The organism is Pantoea sp. X-Soil-ISGK-355 (genome assembly GCF_059730805.1).
This window is the reverse complement of the sequence record NZ_AP035971.1, coordinates 2,396,156-2,412,479: the sequence shown is the minus strand read 5'-3', so window position 1 is coordinate 2,412,479 and position 16,324 is coordinate 2,396,156. Positions and strand designations below refer to the sequence as shown.

Sequence of the window (16,324 nt, the reverse complement as noted above, 5' to 3'; positions counted from 1 at the left end):
GCGGCTTTGTCTCATTGACAACGTGCTAACTTTTCCTCACATCAAAAATGTCATCCTCTTTAATAAGGTATCGTTCATGTCCATTCAGGCAATTGACGGCGTACTGCAGCAGCTTCAGGCGACCTCACTGCAGGCCAGTAACCGCAGCAGTGAAGCCACTAATCAGATCGATTTTGGCGCAACCATGAAAGCGGCGCTGGATAAGATCAGCGAAACGCAGACCACCGCCCGCACCCAGGCGCAGGATTTTGAAATGGGGAAACCCGGCATCGCGCTGAATGATGTGATGGTCGATCTGCAGAAATCCTCCATCTCCATGCAGATGGGGATTCAGGTCAGGAACAAGCTGGTGTCGGCGTACAGTGAAATTATGAATATGCAGGTTTAGTTGAACTGATTTCGCTGCTCAATGAGCACCTGCCTGGTGGCGGATGAGGGTTGCCAGCAATATCCCCAGTTTCTTTGCTGAGTCTATGGGCCTGCACTGGCAATCATGCAGGCGTCATTGGCTATACTGCCTCTTATTATGAGCCGTGTAGCAGTGAACTCACTTTTTGGCACCGGCGATATTTCATCACCCATCAACAGGACGCCAGCCCGATGCTAAAAAAACTTATTCTGATAACGTCATTAATCGCCTTATCAGCCCCAGCTTTTGCCGCCACACAGTGCGGGCCGTTTTACCTTAAAGCCGATAAGAGTGGCTGGTTCTCCGTAAACGAAGAACGTGCGAAGACCCAGAAAGTCACGTTTTCAAAAGAGAAGGGTGATTACGACAACGCCACGATAAAGTTGCTGGTTAAAAACAGCAAAGCGCCGGGCATGGTAGATATGGAGCAGACGACGCGCGAGGGCAAAGGAATGTTACGGGCGCAAATCGTCCGCACCAGCCAGAGTCAGATCCGCATACGGGGACTCTATGATTGCGAACCCGCTAAATAGCCTGATCTGCGACCAGCCCGGCGATGCCGCTAACGCGTTGTTTTGCACGCTGCAATCATCGCTGAAACCAGTGCGCTGATATCCGGCGCTTTTGGATCGTAGTAAAACGTCGCGCTGGTCTGATGATGACTGAACTTTGCAATTTCAATCCAGGCTACGGTTTCATTATCCTTTTCGAGGTTATATCGCTTCGTGCCATCTGGCAGCGGATCATCCTGCTCCAGGTAGGACTGCTTATTCTGTGCCACTTCGGTAAGGCAGGACGCAACCTGATAAGGATGACCGTCGAACCAGGCGGTCTTCGTTTCCGGGTGCAATCCAACTCGTCCCGTATCTACACATCCGCTCAGCAAACTTACGCTCAGAGCGATTATTAATCTATTCATGGCATCCACTCTCGTTATCATTTTTCCGGCTAATCTGCGCCCTTTAAGGCTCTGTCACGAACCTGTGATTAAGTCAGCGAGAGCAGAGGGTACAACACTCAGCGTCACCGATTCATGAACACAATACATACCTGCCTCACTTTGAGTTAACGGAGGACGAATGGAAGGTTCAATTTACGGGTTACGGGAAATGAACGAAAAATTTGCGAAGCGCTACTTCAAATTGAACCTTCGGGGTTTAATGAACAGTCTGTCAGGCGGTTTTTGCCGTAGTAAAAGCAGGAACATAACGAAACGGTGAGAAATGCTATTACGCAAAAACTTTTCTGCCCTGAAGGTGTGGCGTACTCTTTACCTGAAGCTTCCCTGAGCAACAGGAAACAGCGCGCCCGTCGGGCGCGCCATCTGCACATCAACTCGCTTTATAGGGATCTTTTTTATCATCCTGGCTGTCATCATTTTTGCGCGGCACTTCACCATGATCTTTCGGTGCGTCAGTGGCAGGGTGATCATCTTCTTCATAAGCATTGCCCGCATTTGGCGCAGCTTCGGGCAGGCTCTTGCTGACATCACCTTCTTTCTTACGTTCTTCATTTGTATTGTGCTTAAACATAACTCACTCCTTTTTTTCCAGTGCCTTAAGTCTAGACCAGCCCTGACATCCCGCCTTTACATCGGATTACAGAGCGAAAAAAAACCCGCCAGAGGCGGGCTAATCGGAGTTTCTCTCATACTGAACACGTCATTTTTCGATGTTTGGGTGTGTGCAGCACAATCATGCTAACGGGAAAGGTCTGATGCAGAAATGGACAAACCTGTCATATCGACTGCGGCAGGTCACATTCCCGACGATAAAATCTTCGATTAATAAATTCGATTGAACTGATTAATAAAAAGCATATAGTGACCTGCGTTACCAGGAGATAGAAATTATGTTACGAGACTATTTAAAGATTGAAGCTGAAGACCAGCTAATTGAACAACGCACACTGAGTCTGAGAAATCGTGGTCAGGAAGAGGTGACAGAATGGATTATTGTCAGCCGTCAGGGTGTCAAAAAAGGCGGCGTGACCCTGTTCGATAAACTCAGCACCCGCCGCTCATGGCCAGTCAACTATCGCATTATGCAGACCGACCTGCAGGGTAAGGTCGTAGTGGATCAACTGGTCGACGCCCTGTAGTTGCATGGCTATTACTCTAACTACAGTTTTTCGCTGAAAAGCTAACCCGCACCCGGCGGGTTTTTTTATGGCTGCCGATAGCGGCGCAATTCCACCAGCGTGCCTATCAGCTTCAGGCTGTCACGGCCTGAATGCAGCTCGGGAAAGTTGATATTGACCGGTGCCAGTTCAAACTGCGTAACACCATCCTCACTGCCGCGCTGGCGCCAGGTGCGCAGCAGGACATTCTGTTGCTGTAATGCCAGTACGTGGTCACCAGGCTGAGGTGACAGGCAGGGATCGATAATCACCACATCCTCCCGCAGAATAGCGGGTGACATGGCCTGTTCTTCCACCCGGAAGGCAAAACTCTGTTTCGACAGCGCCATATCGTTGTGCATCAGCAGTTGATGCCGGACAGCACCGGCATCGTTCAGCCATTGTGCGACGTTACGCTGAGCAAGCAGCGGGATCTGGTGCAGTCCTGCCCAGCTATTTTCGCTGAAAACAGGACCATCCCCATCTATCAGATAAGCCGGTGCACAGCCCAGCGCTTCGGCAAGCCGAAGCAGGTTCTCACCGCGCGGCAGCGTCTCCTCTTTTTCCCATTGCGAAATAGCCACATGGGAGACTTTTACCTGTTGTGCCAATTGCTTCTGCGTTAATTGCAGTGATTTACGTCGGAGTCGGATGCGGTCACCCAGCGTTTCATTTTTCATCAGCTTGACTTTTTGATTGAGAGTGACTTAAGTATACTTAACCCTGGTATTTAAGCAATCTTAAATTCAGGGTTAAGGACGTGGCTGTTCTGCACGCAGTGTGTTCCAGAGACCTTACCGGACAAAGGGGTGTGGCATGGAAAGTAGTCTGATTACCAGTATGGGTGCGTTGGTTCTGGGTGGGGGGGCAGCAGCACTGTTCTGGAAACCGTTATTGGCGGGTATTGCGTCAATCGTAACCAGTAATCGAGCCGGCGGCGAAATTATTACCAGCTACAAAGAGCAGGTGGTGTTGCTGAAAGAGAGCAACCTGATGATACGGGAGGAGAACGATGAGTTACGTGAACGTCATGACAGAAATTTGCGACGTATTGCGACACTCGAAACGGATCTACGGTTAATCAAGAATGCCGTAGGTATTTTACTGGCGATGACCGAAACCGATCAGAACGATAAATTTCGTAATGAGATTAATCGGCTGATCTCAACTCTGGAGGATCGCAGCGATGACAACAATTAACAGCCTTAAGGCTCCTATGTTACAACGGCGCAAAGTTATCCTCGGCTGCATTCTGCTGAGCTGTTCGATGATTTGCATTCTGATGACAATTATTTTTCTCTACGTCAGTAACACGGCAAATAAGCGGGTTGAGGAGATCCGGGCAGATTATCGGGTCATTGCAGCGCGGCGTGATGAGCGGGTGGATTTGCTGACCAGTCAGGTTGCAGCATTACAGCATAAGCTTGATGTGATACCTGATCGCGTCGCCGACAAAACGATCACAAAAGTAAAAGAAGTCGTGATTGAGAATGAGGTGCCATCCGCGAAACCCACCGGGAAACCGTAACTTCCGATTATTCTTAGTGCGGATTCGCTATGATCGACTAGTTTTAAATCTCCGGACGACATTTTGTACCTGAACTGACGTCCGCTGATTGGCCGGTTGATGAACCGCTAAGCCTAAACACTTTTGATAACTGACCAGAAGGAAATTTAGCATGAGCGATTCAACAGAAACCAAAACCAAAAATGACTATCTGCGCGATGTGACTTCGCAGCTTAAAGAGATGCGCCACTACGCGCAGACCAACACCGAAACCCTGTCCAGCCATTGGTTAGCGTTTGATGCTGGTGAGTATAAAGATAAGACGAATGCCGACCGTATCGATGCGTTGCTGAATAAGCAGGGGAAACTGCTGGAAGATCTGGATGCCGCCATTCAGGACATCGAGATTGAAATTAATCACAGTGAGCAGGAGAGCTGATTCATCTCCCGCTGACTGATACGGTGGCCGCTAAGAGATTAGTCGGCCACCAGCCACATTTCCGCTTCGTCGAACATCTCTTCAACAATACGCGCAACTGTCGCCTTATCGTTCTTACTCAAATCAGTATCAATCGCGTTACGTTCCATCGGCTTGACCTTAACTTCGATGTCAGGAAACACCCGATGTACCCGCTTTTCCAGCTCCTCACGAATCATCTCGCGAGCACCCGGTAAACCGGCAACGTTGCGCTTGTCATAAATCAACTCAACAAACATGATGGCAATCCATTCAGGGCAAAATCGCTGATATATAATACTGTAAATAAAAACAGTAGCAAGGCAGTGCGCCTGATTTCGCGTAAATTTTTATCTCGCGAAAACCTCCATCTTCGACTAGCAAAATGCGCACGCATCGCGACATAATGCTGGCTTACTTTTCAGGAGGTCCGCGATGCGACAACTGGTCATTGATATTCTGCTAAAGCTGGCAAAGATGGACGTCGATGCAAAAGAGCTGACGGCGCAGCTTGAAGCGCAGTCCCTGCTGGTTGCAGCGCTGCTGGTGCAGGCGAAACAGGACAACTCGCTGACCATTACAGAAACGGTGCAGGATGCCATCATTACCGCTTCGCAATCGTCGACTGAGTTTCTGCAGTCGGATGTTGATCTGCTGCTGACGCATATCAATCGTCTGCTGGCGGTTGCAAGCTATGTAGAAGTGAAAGGCAAAGCCACGGAAGAGCGAGAGTAGGGCCATTTTTCAATACACCTCCGGAGAGGAAAGCCCGGCAATCTCTCCGGAGGCAGTGCAGTTGCTTTGCCCAAAAGTGCAATCATCACCTGCGGCTTAACGTGAAGGTATCGCGTTTTTGCTTTACTGCTCTATCCGATGCTGTGCGACAGTCTGAGAGGTGTCACTTATACCTCTTCAGTGCAGGGAACGTTACAGCTCGTTTTTGATGCAGAACTCTTCCCAGCTCATTCCCAGCGACTCAGCATGAGATTTGAGATAGGTCTCGATAGCCTCAGCCGCTACCGCTTTATCGGGCTCAGCGAGCTGAATAGAAAAAATCATCCCATCCAGATTCTTCTGCCGTAAAAAGGCCGCATAGATGCGTTCGGCGTGCCATTCACGCAGCTGTCGCAGCGACAGATTAGCGGCACGGGCATCGCTCTCCGTTAACTCATCCAGTGCTGACTGAAAGTCGGGATGCGCGGTAAAAAACATTTCACGTGCCTGGGCATAATAGGCTTCTGGCGTTTTCATATTTATATTCCTGAAAGGCTGATGCAGCGCGTCAGTGTATCGGGTTGTCTTCCGCTTGTCAGGCGTGCCAGAGCCCATTCAGACTGCCAGTAGCCGATTAAAACGCTGACCGATGTCCTGGCTCATGAGTAAATTCTGCTGCAATCGGCCGCTTGCGGGTGTCTGAACAGCCAGATTCCTTGCGCTGCGCGGTGAAAAAATTATAACGTAGCCGCCATTGACGCGATCTTAGGGATTAAACATGAAAAAGTGGATGCTGATTGCCGCGCTGGCACTGAGTGGCTGTGCGCAAATCAACGATTATGAAAATGCGGTACAGGCGCCGGCACCGGCTGATCTGCAGGGGAACTGGCAAACTGTCGGCCCACAAAGCAGCCTGATCAGCGAACAGGCAATAGCCAGTCTGATTATCAATGCGGATGGCAGCACGCTGGATTGCCGCCAGTGGATGCGTGTGATTGCGAAGCCAGGCAAGCTGACCCGTCTGAACGGTGACTATGTCAACGTCACGCGAAAGATTCGGGTGATGCCGCTGGTCGTCGATAACAGTGAACTTAAGTATGACGGGCTGACCCTGCGCAAAGTGGCGCGTCCGACACTAGAGTGTCAGCAGGCACTGGAAGAAGTGGCAAAACAGCCGAAAGCTGCTGTCATTCAGAATATTGAACCGCAGCTGCTGCGCACGCCGATTACTGAGCATAACGCGCAGTCCTAACCGCAGCCCATAAAAAAACCGCCCCGGCAGCACGCGAAAGCGTCCGGCAGGGCGGTTTTACGCTTATTCAGTCACTTATTCTGCTACTACCCAGACGCTGACGCTGCCACCGTTACAGGCAAAGACGGCTGTACCGTGCTCGTCAGCCGTAATGGTCTCTTCACGGTTCCCCAGATGATCGCGCCAGACCTTACCGGCAAAGCCTTCGCCCATCGGCACACTTTTCTCGCCCGCATCGCCGTTCGACATGATCACCACACAGCCTGGCTGCGTTTCGGTGCCGCTGCGGCTGAACGCCACGCAGTTAGGATGATCAAAATAGTCGGTCTGCACGCCCCAGCCATACTGCTGACGTGCCCGGATTAATCCTTCCAGTTCAGGAATGACCGGCATCTCAATTTTGTGCGTCTCGCCGTCGCCGCCCTCATCTTCATAAGTCGCCCCGAAAAGGTCAGGATAGAAAATGGTTGGCACGCCCTGCTCACGCAGCAGGATCAGCGCATAGGCCAGCGGTTTGAACCAGGCCTCAACCGGCGCTTCGAGCGACTGCAGCGGCTGGGTGTCATGGTTAGCCACGATGGTCACGGCATGCCACGGATCCGCCACCACCAGCGAGTTAGCAAAAATCTGGCTCATATCGTAGGCGCTGCCTGCGGTAGAGGCCTGATGGAAGTTCATGTGCAGTGGCGCATCAAACAGCATGGTTTTGCCTTCCACCTGATGCACGTACTCCTGCAGCTTCTCGGTTTCAAACGACCAGTATTCCGCGACGATAAACATCGGTTCTTCAGCGACGTCCTGAATATGATCGATCCACTCTTTATAGAACCAGGCCGGGATATGTTTTACCGCATCCAGACGGAAGCCGGTGCAGGGCACCTGTTCCATCACCCAGCGCGCCCAGTATTTCAGCTCTTCCCTGACCGCATTGTTGCGGAAATCGATGTTGGCACCCATCAGATAGTCGAAGTTGCCCAGCTCGTTATCGACCTGATCGTTCCAGCCTTCGGCGGTGTAGTCGTTGATGATTTTGAATACGCCGTTCTCGTCCGGGTTTTCGATGTGGTCTACGCCGCTAAAACATTTGTGGTCCCAGACAAATTTCGAATACTCACCTTTCCGCGCCGGAAAGGTGAATTTCGTCCAGGCTTCACAGTCGACGACCTCATCATAAATTTCATCGCGGTTGTCCGGATTGACGCGGTTAACGCTGATCGCCTCTTTCTCGTCCGCGCCCATTTTGTGGTTCAGCACCACATCCAGCAGCACCCCAACGTTGTGGCTACGCAGGGCTTCCATGGCAGCCAGTAATTGCGCTTTATCACCATATTTGGTGGCAACGCCGCCTTTCTGATCAAATTCCCCCAGGTCGAACAGATCGTAGCTGTCGTAACCCACTGAATAGCCCCCCGACCCCCCTTTGTAGCAGGGTGGCAGCCATGCCATAGTGATACCAATTTCGCTGAGCCAGGCCGCGCGATCGGCGACTTCCGGCCACAATTTGCTGCCATCCGGGTAATACCAATGGAAAAACTGTAATAACGTTGGGTTTTGCATGTACCACACTCCAGGGGGATGATGAAAATCAAGTATGGAGTAAGCGGCAGAAAAGAGACGCCGCGCAGAAAAATAAATCTGGCGGCGTAGCAGAGCAGGGGATCAGGAGAGGGTTTCGCGCGGTACCATCACAATGCCGCCCTGGTTGGCATAGGCGGACATCACCGATTTCTGACGGCTGTTCTGACCGACCAGCGAGGCCAGCTCATCCATCCGCGCCTGCAGCAGGCGTTTTACTTCGCTTTCGTTGTCGAGAATACGGCGCAGTACCGGACGTAACTGCTCCTGCGTCTGTGATGAAGGCGATACTGCCTCTGTCGACTGGGCTAAGTCCTGCACCGCATTGACATACTCCATCTCCCGGCTGATCAATTCATCCCATTCGCCCTGTGCGGCATGACGCAGCATTCCCTGGCTGAGATCGAGTAACTGTTGGTAAACGGCAATCAGATGCGGTGCAGTAGTCATTAAACGGCGTCCTGAATCAGGTTAGGTTGAACCACTTCTTTCCACGCGTCCGCGATGTTGCGCAGCAGGCCTTCGACCTCCTCGACTGCTGCAACATCATTGTGCAGGTTGGCCTGCAACAGGCGACGCGTCATGTAGTTGTAAAGATCCAGCAGATTGTCTGCCAGCTCATCACCACGGTTTTCAGCCAGGCCCTCTTTCAGACCCGCTTCGATAATATTGATGGCTTTGGAGATGGAGCTGCCTTTGCCTTCGATATTGCCATCCTGCATAAACAGGCGGGCGCGGATTAACGCGCTCAGTGCGCCGTCGAACAGCATCACGACCAGCTGCTGCTGGCTGGCGCTCATCACGGCGCTTTCTACGCCAATTTTTGCATAGGCTTTGGTGCCTGTAGCGCTGTACATGGACACTCCTGTTATTTTTTAGACGAATCTGACGTATCGAACTGCTGTGTCAGATAGGTACTGGTCGAGTTAAGTTTACTGATAGCCATATCCAGTTGGGTAAACTGTGTTTTATAACGCGCAATATCCGCATCGATGCGATCGCTGGTGGTGTTATAAAGGGCGGTTAAGGTATTCAGTGTTTTACTGACGCCATCAGTCGCAGCCTGGACAATCCCTTTGGATGCCAGCCAGTCAGTCAGTTTGCTGTCGATTTTCGCAGTAATGCCAGTTTTACCGTCACCCACGATCATCTCTTTCACGCCCGCCGCATCTTTATCCAGGGCGGCACTCAGCTTGGTCGAATCCAGTTTTAATGAACCGGTGGTGGGATCGGTAGTAACACCAATCTGACCCAGTGATTTATAGGATGATGAGCTTTGCGCGTTGGTCAGCATCGTCTTGAGCTGCGTCTCAATCGTCCGTAATGTGCTATCGCCCAGCAGCGCGCCATTACTGGAGTCCTGTGAATCCGTATTGGTATCAACCTTGGTGTATTTGGTCAGGGTGTTGAACTGATCCAGCAAGGTGTTGTATGCATCCACCCAGGCACTGATGGCGCTGGAGGCTTTTGAGGTGTCTTTGGTAATGGTCAGTGTCTGACTGCCAACCGTCTGCGCAGTCAGATTTAACGTAATCCCTTCCAGTGCATCACTGATCTGGTTGCTGCTGTTTTCAATTGCAACGTTGTTTACCGTAAGCTGGGCATTCTGCGCTTTAACGCTTTCTGTCATTACATTGCTGCTGGCGGATGCGTCAAAGCCCACAATTCCCTGCAGCGTGTTGTCACCGGTGACGGCAATCGTTGCCACCGCATTGTCGCTGCCGGTTTTGTTGGCACTCATGGAAAGGCGGAAACTGCCGTCTGACACCTTAATGATACTGGCGGTGATACCCGCATTCGCGCCATTAATAGCGTCACGCATACCGGTCAGCGAGGTCTGGTCGGCCGAGAGCGTTACGCTTTTGCTGGTACCATCTTTTAAGGTAATCGCAATGCTGCGGCTGGCCACTGAACTGTCACCCAGTGCGGCAGTGCTACTGCTCTGCACAGCAGAGGTCAAAACCTGCGCCTGCGCCAGCTGCGTTACGTTAATCGCATATTTACCGGCGACGGTGCTGCTGCCAGAGGTCGTGGCACTGAAGGCCGTGGAGCTGCTGGTTGCGGTCGTTGCGGTAAACAGGTCCGCACTGTTCAGCTTGGTGTTGGCCGTCTGGAATGTTGTCAGAGAACTTTTCAGGGTGGCATAGGCACTGAGTTTGGACGTATAAGCTGACTGCTGTTTTGAAATGGGTGTCAGTGCCGCTTTTTCCGCGGTGGTCAGACTGTCAAGCATGGTACTGAGTGGCAGGCCGGAACCCACACCGAGATTACTGATACTGGCCATGTTAATTCCTTTATAAGGTCGACAGGGAAATTGATACCTGGGTTATCGGCCTTGAATAGGTAAAGTTTAACGTTATTTGCCTTAGGGTAATGAGGTAAATAAGCACTATAGAGAAGGGTAATTCAGTGACTAGAAAATTAATGAATTAAGTCTAAAGAAGTCGGGACGGGTGGCGATAACTTAAAACGTGACAGGCTGAAGCAGAAAAATTCGCCTGGTACTAAAAAAATTCTAAAGGTTGTTAAACGGCAGACGATAACAACTTTGACGGCGCTGAAGCCGGCGGGTTGAAGCCCACACCTTAACCGAAAGACTTGATTAACAGGAAAATTTATCATGGCCCAAGTCATTAATACCAACAGCCTCTCGCTGATCACTCAGAACAACATCAACAAGAACCAGTCAGCTCTGTCTACTTCAATGGAGCGTCTGTCTTCTGGTTTACGTATCAACAGCGCGAAAGATGACGCTGCTGGTCAGGCGATTGCCAACCGTTTCACCTCTAACATCAAGGGTCTGACTCAGGCTGCTCGTAACGCCAACGACGGTATCTCTGCTGCGCAGACGACTGAAGGCGCGCTGTCAGAAATCAACAACAACTTACAGCGTATCCGTGAGCTGACTGTACAGGCTTCAAGCGGTACTAACTCAGATTCTGACAAATCTTCAATCCAGGACGAAATCAAATCACGTCTGGACGAGATTGACCGCGTATCGGGTCAGACTCAGTTCAACGGCGTGAACGTGCTGGCTAAAGACGGAAAAATGAACATCCAGGTTGGCGCTAACGATGGCGAAACCATCACTATCGACCTGAAAAAAATCGACTCCAAGACCCTGGGTCTGGATAGCTTCAACGTGAACGGTCCTGCTGGTACCCCAACTGCAGCTGGCGCAACAGAATTTAAAGCTGCTTACGGTTCTACTACCAACGTAACTGGCGCAACTGTTGCTGAATCAACTGCTGATGCCCTGTCTACCCGTCTGGGTGTGGCAACTTCAGGTGTGACTGTTGACACCGGTACTGTGTACAAAGATGACAACGGCAAAATGTTTGCTAAAGTCACTGTTGCATCAGCAAGCGCTGCTGAAACCAACAACCTGAAAGCAAATGGCTTTGATATCGCCAGCGGCGCGTCTCAGTCCTTCTTTGTCGCAGTTGACCCACAGTCAGCCGATACTGCAACGACTGCAGGCACCGCAGCGTTCAAACTGGACACCTCTAACATGAGCCTGTCCAGCCTGACTACGGGTGCATCATCAAGCCCACTGGCTAAACTGGATGAAGCGATTGCAAGCGTGGATAAGTTCCGTTCTTCACTGGGTGCGATTCAGAACCGTCTGAACTCAGCCGTGACTAACCTGAGCAACACCACGACCAACCTGTCAGCTGCACAGTCTCGTATCCAGGATGCTGACTACGCAACTGAAGTTTCAAACATGTCTAAAGCGCAGATCGTACAGCAGGCTGGTAACTCAGTGTTGGCAAAAGCTAACCAGGTTCCACAGCAGGTTCTGTCTCTGCTGCAGGGCTAATCGATTCCCTCAGAATCCACGCAAAAACCCCGCCTCGGCGGGGTTTTTTTATGGCTGGAGAATAGTCCAGCGTTTCCGTTCTGGCAGATTAGGCCCTCTTTGCTGTTTTACTTCTCCGATTGAACCCAGGCACAAAGATTATGCTAAAGCAAAATGTGCGCTGCTCTCAGTCGGTCATGACTCAGAGGAGTCAGTGAGAGAGAGTAAAATGCATCAACATGATCTGGTCAGCATCATCATTACCGCCGGCGCTTCAGCCTGGTTTACAAACGCACTCGACAGTGTGCTCAGCCAGGATTACCCGCAGATTGAAATCATTGTGGCTGATTACAGTGACGCGCCTTTTATTCATAAGAAGCTACAGGGTTATCTTGTCCGATACGGCCATCTTCTCCGCTATTTAAAAATAGATGATGGGACGGTACCGGTTTATCAGGCTGCCGTCAGCGCAGCGCGCGGAAAATATATTAAATTCCTGTCAGATGCCGATCTCCTGAAACCTGCCTGCGTCTCCACATTAGTCTCAGGCCTGATGACACAGCCTGAGTGCCGTGTGGCGGCCTCCCGTCGGGAGCGGGTAGGTCCACAGGGTGAAGTGCTGCCCGAGCTTATCTCAACATCGGCTTTGTACAGTGAAAACAGCATTATCAACGGCCAGGATTTGCTGCGTAATCAGACACTGAAAGCGTACAGTCTGCCGGGAGAAATGACCGCCGCGCTGTTTTACCGCGAAGATCTCACCAGCAGCCTTATCGATCATTCACTGCTCACCACCGGCGATCCGGCATTACAGGCGGTTCCGGCGCTGGTTATTTTTCACCATTTATTGAGGCACAGCCACCTTCTCTGGTTTGCCACGCCGTTGTGTAGCATTCGTGCTTCAGATGTGGAATTTCAGCCTCATCAGCGTGAAAGTAACGATATTTTCAGAGACGGACGAGAGGCGTTATATGAAAAGATCCGTAACGAAAGCTGGTTTAATGATGTCGACCATGAGCCACATCTGGCGCGCGTTGCTTCCACGGAGCGACCTGATCTGTTTGGCATTAAAAATCTTTCTGAAGAGCAGCAGAAGAACTTTACCTTAGACACGCTTGCGACGTGGAGAGCTTCACGCACCCTGAATCCATTGCAGCATAATATGCTGGTGGATCTTGCCGCGACGCACACGCATCCCGTCAGCGTGCTGGTCGTGATTACGGTTACAGAAGAGACCGTCACCGGTCTGGATATACTTTTGAAATCAATCGGCCAGACAGCGACAGTGGGCATCCGGTTTGAACCGGTTATCGTTGCCATCGACGTAACGCCTGACACGAACGCTGAATGCTATGCCGCAACAGAGCAGAGCCGAATCAGTGTCATCAATCAAATCATCCATGAACGTGAAGACCAGTGGATCATGTTTCTTGAGGCGACCACGATTCTGCACGCCTCCGGTATGATCGCATTGAGCAAAATGCTCCTCGTTCAAAACCATTATTTAGCACTCTATGCGGATGAATTTTTTTATATCGATAATGCACCACTCGGTGCCGCTTTCAGGCCCGATTTTAATCTTGATTTACTGCTAAGTTCGCCCAAAACGATGGCGCAACACTGGTTGTTCCGGCGAGAGCTGCTGTTAGCGGCGGAAGGACTGGATGCCGATTATCCCGCTTCAGCAGAGTTTGATCTCATTCTTAAGCTGATTGAATCTCAGGGGTTTGAGAGTATCGGTCACCTCGCTGAGCCATTGTTAACAGGCCATCTGAAAAGCAGAGATATCCTTGAAGATGTGGCGATCATTGAGCGGCATTTGCATAATCGCGGCTACCCGGATGGACGGGCGGCATTAGATAAATTCTTCAATTACCGTTTACGATACAACCATCCCGATAAGCCGGTGGTTTCAATCATCATTCTGGCTAACTGGGATCTCGCCTCGCTGATTAGTTGCGTCACGACCGTGCTGGAAAAAACCACCTGGCACCAGTACGAGATGATCATCATCTCTGATAACCAGGGGACGACTGAGCGGGATAAATGGTTGTCAGATATTGCAAAAGTTGATCCTGTCCGTATAAAAACCGCAAGCTTTAACGGCGCATTCAGCCACAGTGCTATGGCTAATCTCGCCGCTGAACAGGCTACAGGAGACTATCTGCTTTTCATGCATTGTGAAATGGCGGTCACTGACGGTGAATGGCTCGATAATCTCCTGAATCATGGACTACGGCCTGAAGTCTTTGCTGTGGGTGGAAAGCATCTCTCATCTGACAATAAGATCAGGCATGCGGGTTACGTCCTGGGGGTAAACGGTGCAGTGGGTGAAGTCTTCAGAGGTAATGACGACAAAGACGCCAACTATCTGGGGCGCATGAATGTCGATCAGAACTACAGTGCCGTTTCGGGTGATCTGATGCTTATGCGCAAATCGGTATTCGACGAGCTGGGAGGATTTGATCAGGATAAGCGCTTATATGCTGACGTTGATCTGTGCCTGAAGGCGCGGGAGCAGGGCTATCTGACGGTCTGGACACCTTATGCCCGTCTGCATCGTCCCGCAGCACGCACCAGCCCGTTCCCGGATGAAACCGTGCAGACGTCCAGTAAATTAAAACAGCTGGAAGAAGACAAAATTTATGCTGAATGGATGCCGGTCGTGGCCAGTGACCCTGCGTATAACCCAAACCTTTCAATGCGAAGTCGTCACTTCGAATTACGAAATGACGATGTTAACTGGCTGCCGGTCAGAGCAGAAAATCTGCCCACCTTCCTTGCGCATAATGCCGATATTTACGGTTGCGGACATTACCGTATTACTCAACCGCTTGAGGCGATGATAGCGGAAGGCGTTGCTCAGGGGAAAAGCGGCATGACACTGCTGACATTGAGTGAAATGGGGCAGTTCAGCCCCGATAGTCTGATTATCCAGCGCCGGTATGCACCAGCATTTCATAACTGGATGGAGCGAGTCAGTAAACTTCACAACGTATTTAAGGTGTTTGAACTGGACGATTACATCATCAATCTGCCCATGAAACATCATGGCCGTCACGCTTATAAGCAGGAGACGGCAAAATTAATACGTAAAAGCCTGAGCTTTTTTGACCGCTTTGTGGTCTCTACCGCACCACTGGCCGACGCGATGCGTGATATGCATCCGGATATCGTTGTGATGAAAAATCGCCTTCCTTCAGAGGCCTGGGGCAGCCTTCGCTCACTGCGTCAGCAGGGTAAGAAACCCCGTGTGGGCTGGGCTGGCGGTGTCAGCCATCGGGGCGATCTTGAAATGATTTTCGACATTGTCCGGGAATTTTCTAAAGACGTTGAATGGATCTTTATGGGTATGTGTCCGGATAAACTCCGTCCTTATGTGCACGAAATACACAGTGGCGTTGATCTCACACTTTATCCTGCAGCGCTCGCGTCGCTCAATCTCGATCTGGCGCTGGCACCGGTTGAAGACAATATCTTTAACGCCTGTAAAAGTAATTTGAGGTTACTGGAATACGGTGCCTGCGGAGTGCCCGTTATTTGCAGCAACGTTGCCTGTTATCGGGACGATAATCTGCCGGTTACCCGTGTTAATAACCGGTTCATTGACTGGCGCGAGGCTATCCGGATGCATCTGGCTGACCCGGATGCCAGCGCAAAAATGGGAATGGAATTGCAGGCTGAGATCCGACGTAACTGGATGCTGACCGGTGAGACCCTGCGGCTGTGGGCAAAAGCATGGCAGCCCTGATTCCTTTCGGCAGCTGTTAACCTTTCAGGCTATCTGATCAAAATTTCAGATGGCCTGAAACAGCGCAGAGCACAGAACGGTTAAGTGATTTCATCAACCTGGCGGGCGGAGTTGCAATGTCTGAATTTAAACATCCTTATTATATATTTTCACCTGATTATCGGGAGTCGTCCGGCGGTATTCAGGCTTTGCACAAACTCTGTCATCAAATCAATCTGCATGGCGGCAATGCATGGATGGTAAATAGCGATATCACCAATCCTGCCTGGAATACGCCTAAGCTGGATGTTGAAATTTATGATCAGCATAAAAAATCGGAGCTGATCCCCATCGCTGTTTATCCTGAAATTTATTCTGGTAATCCGATTAAGGCTGACGTCTGTGTGCGCTACATGTTAAATCATGAAGCGCTGCTCAATGGTAATCGTCTTAATGAAACAGAAGAGGATCTCTTTTTCTGGTATAGCTCACAGCTGATTGTGAAAGAACCTGACGTTGATTTTTTAACGATGGTAGGCCCGGATTTAGCGATGTTCTCGGATGACGGCAGAGTAAAAACGACAAAACTTCTCTATCTGAATCGGGTACCCGAAGAGAAAGTCGATTTTACTGCTTTACCCGACGATATCACGATTATATCGGTTAAAAATCCTCGTCCTCTGGCAGAGCTGGCAGAAATTTTAAAGTCGGCCACGGTGATGTACACCTTTGAATGGTCCGGAAACCTGTAACCTGGCTGCAT

20 protein-coding genes are annotated in these 16,324 nt (G+C 50.6%); 11 read left to right on the top strand and 9 right to left on the bottom strand.

Annotation, left to right across the window (positions count from 1 at the left end; all coding sequences use genetic code 11):
- Positions 1-76: 76 nt before the first annotated feature.
- Both fliE and AC6I8J_RS11190 read left to right on the top strand, forming a co-directional pair.
- Positions 77-388 (top strand): flagellar hook-basal body complex protein FliE, encoded by a 312-nt coding sequence (gene fliE / locus AC6I8J_RS11195; protein ID WP_013358280.1) that lies wholly within the window; start codon positions 77-79, stop codon positions 386-388.
- Between the two features lie 212 nt (positions 389-600).
- Positions 601-942: a hypothetical protein gene (locus AC6I8J_RS11190; protein ID WP_222925473.1), complete on the top strand. Its 342-nt coding sequence runs from the start codon at positions 601-603 to the stop codon at positions 940-942.
- Positions 943-971: 29 nt separating this feature from the next.
- Here the strand turns inward: AC6I8J_RS11190 and AC6I8J_RS11185 are convergent, their stop codons facing one another.
- Together AC6I8J_RS11185 and AC6I8J_RS11180 are read right to left on the bottom strand one after the other, a co-directional pair.
- Positions 972-1,328: a hypothetical protein gene (locus AC6I8J_RS11185; RefSeq protein WP_222925348.1), complete on the bottom strand. Its 357-nt coding sequence runs from the start codon at positions 1,326-1,328 to the stop codon at positions 972-974.
- A gap of 412 nt (positions 1,329-1,740) precedes the next feature.
- Positions 1,741-1,941, bottom strand: coding sequence for a hypothetical protein (locus tag AC6I8J_RS11180; RefSeq protein WP_010247636.1), 201 nt, complete (start codon positions 1,939-1,941; stop codon positions 1,741-1,743).
- A 319-nt stretch (positions 1,942-2,260) separates the two neighbouring features.
- Here AC6I8J_RS11180 and AC6I8J_RS11175 point away from each other — a divergent pair, with 319 nt between their 5' ends.
- A complete protein-coding gene (locus AC6I8J_RS11175) occupies positions 2,261-2,509 on the top strand; it encodes a hypothetical protein (RefSeq protein ID WP_013358269.1) in 249 nt (82 codons plus the stop codon).
- A gap of 65 nt (positions 2,510-2,574) precedes the next feature.
- Here the strand turns inward: AC6I8J_RS11175 and AC6I8J_RS11170 are convergent, their stop codons facing one another.
- A complete protein-coding gene (locus AC6I8J_RS11170) occupies positions 2,575-3,207 on the bottom strand; it encodes a helix-turn-helix domain-containing protein (protein ID WP_222925349.1) in 633 nt (210 codons plus the stop codon).
- Between the two features lie 136 nt (positions 3,208-3,343).
- Here AC6I8J_RS11170 and AC6I8J_RS11165 point away from each other — a divergent pair, with 136 nt between their 5' ends.
- The 3 genes from AC6I8J_RS11165 (at position 3,344) to AC6I8J_RS11155 (ending at position 4,473) form a co-directional block, all read left to right on the top strand.
- Positions 3,344-3,727 carry a hypothetical protein gene (locus AC6I8J_RS11165; protein WP_161736521.1) on the top strand — a complete coding sequence of 128 codons (384 nt, stop codon included), beginning with the start codon at positions 3,344-3,346 and terminating at the stop codon, positions 3,725-3,727.
- Between the two features lie 82 nt (positions 3,728-3,809).
- Entirely contained in the window at positions 3,810-4,055 is a 246-nt protein-coding gene (locus tag AC6I8J_RS11160; RefSeq protein ID WP_237566756.1) for a hypothetical protein, read from the top strand.
- A gap of 151 nt (positions 4,056-4,206) precedes the next feature.
- On the top strand, positions 4,207-4,473 hold the full coding sequence (locus tag AC6I8J_RS11155; RefSeq protein WP_013358265.1) for a hypothetical protein: 267 nt from the start codon (positions 4,207-4,209) through the stop codon (positions 4,471-4,473).
- A gap of 38 nt (positions 4,474-4,511) precedes the next feature.
- Here the strand turns inward: AC6I8J_RS11155 and AC6I8J_RS11150 are convergent, their stop codons facing one another.
- Positions 4,512-4,751, bottom strand: coding sequence for a DinI-like family protein (locus AC6I8J_RS11150; protein ID WP_003854508.1), 240 nt, complete (start codon positions 4,749-4,751; stop codon positions 4,512-4,514).
- Between the two features lie 175 nt (positions 4,752-4,926).
- Here AC6I8J_RS11150 and iraP point away from each other — a divergent pair, with 175 nt between their 5' ends.
- Entirely contained in the window at positions 4,927-5,226 is a 300-nt protein-coding gene (iraP, locus tag AC6I8J_RS11145; protein WP_013358264.1) for an anti-adapter protein IraP, read from the top strand.
- Between the two features lie 192 nt (positions 5,227-5,418).
- Here iraP and AC6I8J_RS11140 read toward each other — a convergent pair whose 3' ends face one another.
- The gene (locus AC6I8J_RS11140) at positions 5,419-5,742 is read right to left on the bottom strand and encodes a DUF6388 family protein (RefSeq protein ID WP_008926858.1); all 324 of its coding nucleotides are present in this window, start codon (positions 5,740-5,742) and stop codon (positions 5,419-5,421) included.
- 241 nt (positions 5,743-5,983) lie between these two features.
- Between AC6I8J_RS11140 and yedD the strand changes: the two genes are divergently transcribed.
- Positions 5,984-6,457, top strand: a complete 474-nt coding sequence (gene yedD, locus AC6I8J_RS11135; RefSeq protein WP_440829201.1) for a lipoprotein YedD — start codon at positions 5,984-5,986, stop codon at positions 6,455-6,457.
- A 75-nt stretch (positions 6,458-6,532) separates the two neighbouring features.
- Here the strand turns inward: yedD and amyA are convergent, their stop codons facing one another.
- The 4 genes from amyA to fliD form a co-directional block, all read right to left on the bottom strand.
- Positions 6,533-8,014 (bottom strand): alpha-amylase, encoded by a 1,482-nt coding sequence (amyA, locus tag AC6I8J_RS11130; protein ID WP_253418970.1) that lies wholly within the window; start codon positions 8,012-8,014, stop codon positions 6,533-6,535.
- Between the two features lie 102 nt (positions 8,015-8,116).
- Entirely contained in the window at positions 8,117-8,482 is a 366-nt protein-coding gene (gene fliT, locus AC6I8J_RS11125; protein WP_161736517.1) for a flagella biosynthesis regulatory protein FliT, read from the bottom strand.
- On the bottom strand, positions 8,482-8,889 hold the full coding sequence (gene fliS, locus AC6I8J_RS11120) for a flagellar export chaperone FliS (protein WP_110330520.1): 408 nt from the start codon (positions 8,887-8,889) through the stop codon (positions 8,482-8,484). The genes fliT and fliS overlap by 1 nt, the downstream gene beginning before the upstream one ends.
- Before the next feature lie 11 nt (positions 8,890-8,900).
- Positions 8,901-10,316, bottom strand: a complete 1,416-nt coding sequence (fliD, locus tag AC6I8J_RS11115; protein WP_161736516.1) for a flagellar filament capping protein FliD — start codon at positions 10,314-10,316, stop codon at positions 8,901-8,903.
- A gap of 336 nt (positions 10,317-10,652) precedes the next feature.
- Between fliD and AC6I8J_RS11110 the strand changes: the two genes are divergently transcribed.
- The 3 genes from AC6I8J_RS11110 to AC6I8J_RS11100 all read left to right on the top strand — a co-directional run bounded on the left by AC6I8J_RS11110 (position 10,653) and on the right by AC6I8J_RS11100 (position 16,313).
- Positions 10,653-11,852 (top strand): FliC/FljB family flagellin, encoded by a 1,200-nt coding sequence (locus tag AC6I8J_RS11110; RefSeq protein WP_150014882.1) that lies wholly within the window; start codon positions 10,653-10,655, stop codon positions 11,850-11,852.
- A 208-nt stretch (positions 11,853-12,060) separates the two neighbouring features.
- Entirely contained in the window at positions 12,061-15,582 is a 3,522-nt protein-coding gene (locus tag AC6I8J_RS11105; protein ID WP_497825361.1) for a glycosyltransferase, read from the top strand.
- Positions 15,583-15,698: 116 nt separating this feature from the next.
- Positions 15,699-16,313 (top strand): hypothetical protein, encoded by a 615-nt coding sequence (locus AC6I8J_RS11100; RefSeq protein WP_497825360.1) that lies wholly within the window; start codon positions 15,699-15,701, stop codon positions 16,311-16,313.
- Positions 16,314-16,324: the final 11 nt, after the last annotated feature.